The sequence below is a fragment of the Thermoflexus sp. genome, from assembly GCF_042408365.1.
Classification (GTDB): Bacteria; Chloroflexota; Anaerolineae; order Thermoflexales; family Thermoflexaceae; genus Thermoflexus.
Window position 1 is genome coordinate 1 of record NZ_JBHOQJ010000237.1, and the last position, 5242, is coordinate 5242.

The 5242-nt window shown below is 64.0% G+C and carries 6 protein-coding genes and 2 pseudogenes; all 8 read left to right on the top strand.

Features of this window, described 5'->3' with window-relative positions; genetic code table 11:
• A partial coding sequence (locus tag ACFMO5_RS10940; protein WP_376792788.1) for an SDR family oxidoreductase occupies positions 1 to 256 on the top strand: 256 nt, incomplete at its 5' end.
• Between the two features lie 89 nt (positions 257 to 345).
• The gene (locus ACFMO5_RS10945) at positions 346 to 1212 is read left to right on the top strand and encodes an NAD(+)/NADH kinase (RefSeq protein ID WP_376792789.1); all 867 of its coding nucleotides are present in this window, start codon (positions 346 to 348) and stop codon (positions 1210 to 1212) included.
• A 525-nt stretch (positions 1213 to 1737) separates the two neighbouring features.
• Positions 1738 to 2102 (top strand): annotated as a pseudogene (locus ACFMO5_RS10950) (DNA-processing protein DprA).
• A gap of 169 nt (positions 2103 to 2271) precedes the next feature.
• Positions 2272 to 2481, top strand: a complete 210-nt coding sequence (locus ACFMO5_RS10955; RefSeq protein ID WP_376792792.1) for a hypothetical protein — start codon at positions 2272 to 2274, stop codon at positions 2479 to 2481.
• A gap of 398 nt (positions 2482 to 2879) precedes the next feature.
• Positions 2880 to 3239, top strand: a complete 360-nt coding sequence (locus tag ACFMO5_RS10960) for a cyclase family protein (RefSeq protein WP_376792790.1) — start codon at positions 2880 to 2882, stop codon at positions 3237 to 3239.
• Complete coding sequence (locus tag ACFMO5_RS10965) at positions 3227 to 3550, top strand: hypothetical protein (RefSeq protein WP_376792791.1); 324 nt, start codon at positions 3227 to 3229, stop codon at positions 3548 to 3550. Before ACFMO5_RS10960 ends, ACFMO5_RS10965 begins: the two co-directional genes overlap by 13 nt.
• 157 nt (positions 3551 to 3707) lie before the next feature.
• Positions 3708 to 5165, top strand: a pseudogene (locus tag ACFMO5_RS10970) (acetate--CoA ligase); the annotation flags it as partial.
• On the top strand, positions 5110 to 5242 hold a 133-nt coding region (locus tag ACFMO5_RS10975), incomplete at its 3' end, for a MerR family transcriptional regulator (RefSeq protein WP_376792793.1). The pseudogene ACFMO5_RS10970 and the gene ACFMO5_RS10975, both read left to right, overlap by 56 nt.

Here is a 5242-nt window from a genome sequence, read left to right on the forward strand (position 1 = left end):
CGCGGTTTCCAAGGGGGCGATCGAGATCCTCACCCAGATCCTGGCGGAGGAGCTGGCCCCGGAGGGCATCCGGGTCAACGCCGTCAACCCCGGTCCGACCCGCACCCGGATGCGGGCCCAGGCCTACCCGGAGGAGGATCCGCTCTCCCTCCCCGCCCCGGAGGAGATCGTCCCGGTGTTTGTGTATTTGGCCTCCGACGAGAGCCGGGAGGTCACCGGCCAGAGCCTGGATGCCCGCACCTTCCGCTGGCCATAAGCGGGCGATCGCCATCCGGCCGGGCGCCCGGGCTCGCAGGAGTTCGTGGGAGCTTCCATCGCCTCACTTTTGAGCTTGGAGAGCTTGCGGTGTCGGACCTCCATTTCCAGCGAATTGGACTGGTTCTTCATCCCCAACGCCCCCATGCGCGGGGACTGGCGGAGGCGGTCGCTCAGTATCTACAGCAAACAGGTCGGGAGCCGGTTCTGCTTTCCGCGGATATGCTGGACCGGGCGGATCAGGTGGCGGGCTGGGATCTGGCCCTGACCTTCGGAGGGGACGGCCTGATGCTGCGGGTCGCTCGGTATGCAGCGCCGATGGGCGTCCCCTTGCTTGGGATCAACCTGGGGCGGGTGGGGTTCCTGACCGAGATCCAGCCGGAGGAATGGCTGGAGCAGCTCCATCGGGTCTGGGAGGGCCGGTATTGGGTGGAGCGCCGGCTGATGTTGGAGGCCCACTGGATCCGGGAGGGCGAGCGCCTGGGCCCCTTCCACGCCCTCAACGACATCGTGGTGGGACGGATGGGCATGGGGCGCGTGGTGCGGGTCCGCGTGGAGATCGATGGGCATTATTTCACTACCTATATTGGGGACGGCCTGATCGTGGCCACCCCAACGGGCAGCACGGCCTACGCGCTGGCGGCCGGCGGGCCGATTCTCCCCCCTGAGCTGAAGAACATCGTTCTGGTCCCCATCGCTCCCCACCTGAGCCTGGACCGGGCGGTGGTGCTCGACGAAGGGGTCCGGCTGGCGCTCACGGTGCACACCGAGGGCAAGGCGGTGTTAACGATCGATGGGGCCGGGGATAATCCGATGGGAGAGGGGGATCAGGTGGAGATCGCCGCGGCGCCCTTCAGCGCTTGTTTCCTCCGCTTGCGGGATCGCTCCTACTTTTATCGTCTCCTGGCCACCCGCCTTCGCCGGATGGTGGCGGATGAGAATGACGCAACGGTGTGAGCTTGACCCTTGAATCCCCCATCATCTCTTGCTGCCTCATCGATTTGCGATACAGCGCACCCTTCGCTTGGCTATCATCATTAGGAATCTCAATGAGCCCTTAAGGGTCCATGGGCGATTTAGGCTATTGGCTGGTTTTCAACCGAGTCATGGAAGATCGGGCCGGCGCGGTTGCGGGCGCTGTTGCAGTATTTTGAAAGCCTCCGGGCTGCGTGGGAGGCCGACGAGGGGGCGTGGCGAGCTGCTGGGTTAGATCGGCGGACCGTTCGGAATCTGGGGGAGGCCAAGCAACGGCTCCACTGGATCGGGAGCGGGAGCGGTTGGAGCGGTCCGGCGCGGTGGCCCTTACATAGGGGATCCCCTTTACCCAGTGTCACTGCGTCGCATCCCCGACCCGCCGCCGGTGCTGTTCGTGCAGTGGAGCCTGAGCGAGGCGGATCGATGGGCGTTGGCCGTCGTGGGAGCCCGTAGGGTCGACAAGCGGCGGAGTGGTTCGCAGGAGAGCTGGCTCAGGCCGGGATCCCCATCGTCAGCGGGCTGGCCCGTGGGATCGACGCCATCGCCGCGAGGCGGCACTGAAGGGGAGGGGGCGGACCATCGCGGTCCTGCCCCATGGCATCGACCGGGTGTACCCGCTGGAGCATGCCCGGCTGGCGGCGCGGATCCTGGAACGAGGGGTTGATCTTGGAGCTTCCCTTGGGAACGCCGGAGGAACCGGGGAACTTCCCCGCCCCCAATCGTTTGGCCTGGCCGTGGGGGTGCTGGTGGTGGAGGCGGGGGTGACCAGCGGGACGCTGATCGCCGCGGCCCATGCCGCCGAGCAGGGGCGGGAGGTCTTCGCCATTCCGGGGAACATTTCCCCTCAGCCAGCTAAGGGACCAATCGATTGATCCGCGACGGGGCCACCCTGGTGGCGTCTCCCCAAGAGCTCCTGGAAGCCCTCAATTGGTCCACGGCTGCTTATCAGGTTGAAGCCCAATTCCAACTTCCAACTTCCAACTTCCAACAGATCCCATTGAGGCGCGTCTGCTGGACGGATGGCCTCGAGAGCCCCATCATATCGATGACATCGCGGGGATGGCCGAATTGCCTGTGGCCCAGGTGAGCAGCGCATTGGCGATGATGGGGCTCAGGGGATGGCCCGTCATCTCGGAGCCATGCATTACGTGTGCAAGGGAGGTGCCAGATAGCTTCGTCCTCGAAAGAAGGGCCCTCGGTCGACTTCGGTCTGAAGAAGGGAAGCTGCGCAGGCTATCGGGCCCCCGGTAGTACAAGAGGGGGTGGTTGCTTCCTCCACGGAATGTTTTCCGCTAAAATTTTTAGGGAGACCGCCGCGTACTTTCTGCCCCCGCAGCACAGAAACCGCCCGTAACCTCACCGATGAAGCGATCTGAGATCTCTACGTCGCTGGCCATATCCCCTGTAATGCAGACTTCGTCGCCGCCACCGCCACCCCGCCCGGCGGATGGTTCCGAGGGTTTGAGGCTGAATCCAGCGACCTCCAATCGACGGTGTGGCTGGCGTAAAGTGTCCCTCCGAAGGGCACCTTGGGACTGTTCCGCCATCAGGTGGCCTCACCCGGCGTCCACCTCGGTAAACGCCCGCGGCTTTGTCCCCTGGCGCCCACCCTTGTATGGGGAGGCGGCCTCGGCCCCCGGGGGGTGATGGTGCGGGCCACCGCCCGAGTGTTCCGGCGGAAGGTGGACCTCACTTACGTCCAGAATCCCAACTGCCCCATCTGGCCTGGGGCGCTCCGACTGGAGATCGAGAACGTCTTCAATCACGCCCAGCACGGCTTCTACGCCAATCGCTGGCACATCTACGAGCACCACGGCACCGAGAAGAATGCCCTCACCACTGAGCGGCTCCCCGCCGAGGTCCTGGTGCCCCCAGCCGCGGTCATCGACATCCGGGAGCGGGCCCGCCGCAACCCGGATGCCCGGGCGGTGCCGGAGGACATCCTCGCTTGGGAGCGGCGCTATGGACGGCTGTCGGATGGAGCGGTTGTCTTCATGTGGAGCGGGTGAACGACGAGGCGGCCTATCGAAACATGGATGCCCAAGGCGTGATGCGCTTCCTCGGCTTCCATCCGGACACGGCGGAGTTCCTGTTGCGGGAGTGCAACATCGTGGGGATCGAAGTGGACACGCTGAGCCTGGATTACGGGGCCTCCAAGGACTTCAAGATCCACGATACGCTCCTGCCGGCCAACAAATGGGGGCTGGAGAACGTGGCCAACCTGGGGCGGACCCCACCGGCGGGGGCGACGGTGTTCGTGGGCACCCTGCGCATCAAGGGGGCCTCCGGGGGACCGGTTCGGCTGATCGCGGTGTGGTGAAAGCCGAGTCGGATCGAACCTCGAACTGGCTCCCCACTCATGTCGGCGCACCCACATCGACCTGGCTTGACGAGATTATACTGCGGAGGTAAATTTTAATTTAAATTCCCCCGTCTTGCAGCTTTCTGCGATCCTGAACACGAGGAAAGGAGGGGCCATGGCAGTGAAGGAAATCCTGGCCGACATCCGGCATTTGAGCGGCGAGGTCTATTACCCTTCCCCCGAGGTCCTCGAGCGCGCCCACATCAAAGATTACCCCTCATTGTATCGGCGGGCGATGCAGGATCTGGAGGCCTTCTGGGCCGAGCAGGCGGAGGAGCTGGAGTGGTTCCGCAAATGGGATCGCGTCCTTGACGACAGCAACAAGCCCTTTTACAAGTGGTTCGTTGGCGGGAAGTTCAACATTTGCTACAACGCCGTGGACCGCCATATGAAGACCTGGCGCAAAAACAAGGTGGCCCTTTACTGGGAGAGCGAGAACGGTGAGCGCCGGGTCCTCAGCTATTATGATCTCTACAAAGAAGTCAACCGCTTCGCCAACGTCCTGAAAGCCTTGGGGGTGCATAAGGGCGATCGCGTGACCATCTACATGCCTCGCATCCCTGAGCTCCCCATCGCCATGCTGGCCTGCGCCCGCATCGGGGCGATCCACAGCGTGGTCTTCGCCGGGTTCTCCGTGGAGGCCCTGCACACCCGCATCGAAGATTCCAAGTCCCGTGTGGTGATCACCGCCGACGGCGGGTATATGAACGGGCGCATTGTCGAGACCAAGCGCACGGTGGATGAGGCGGTCAAGCGGGCCCCCTCGGTGGAGCATGTGTTGGTGGTCCGCCGCACCCGCCACGAGGTGCCGATGGAGCCGGGGCGGGATTATTTCTATGACGAGCTGGCGCGGCTGCCCTTCGCCCAGGGCGAGTGCCCCGTCGAGCTCACCGACGCGGAGGATCCCCTTTACATCCTCTACACCTCCGGCACCACCGGCGCCCCCAAAGGCCAGGTCCACGTTCACGGGGGTTATGCCGTTTATATTTACACAACGATGAAGTGGGTCTTCGACATCAAGGACGAGGACATCTGGTGGTGCACGGCGGATCCCGGGTGGGTGACCGGGCACTCTTACATCGTCTATGCGCCGCTGATGCTGGGGGCCACCAGCGTGATGTATGAGGGGGCGCCGACCTATCCTTACCCCGACCGCTGGTGGAGCATCGTGGAGAAATATGGAGTGACGGTGCTCTACACCACCCCCACCGCCATCCGGGGGCTGATGCGGTTTGGGGATGAGTGGCCCAACCGGCGCAACCTCTCCTCCCTGCGCCTGCTGGGCACGGTGGGGGAGCCCATTAATCCGGAGGCATGGATGTGGTATTACCGGAACATTGGTGGAGAGAGATGCCCCATTGTTGATACCTGGTGGCAGACCGAGACAGGCATGGTCATGGTCACCACGCTGCCCGGCATCGACAAGATGAAGCCGGGCTTTGCCGGCAAGCCCTTCCCGGGCGTTGACGTCAAGGTTCTGGATGATCGCGGTAGCGAAGTGAGGACCGGCGGAGGTTATGTGGCCATCACCCAGCCCTGGCCGGCCATGCTGCGGGGCATCTGGGCTGATCCGACCCCACCGGACGGGCGGAGGACACCGCCTGTTCAGCCAGGAGGACGTGGAACGGCTGCTGTGGATCAAGCACATGG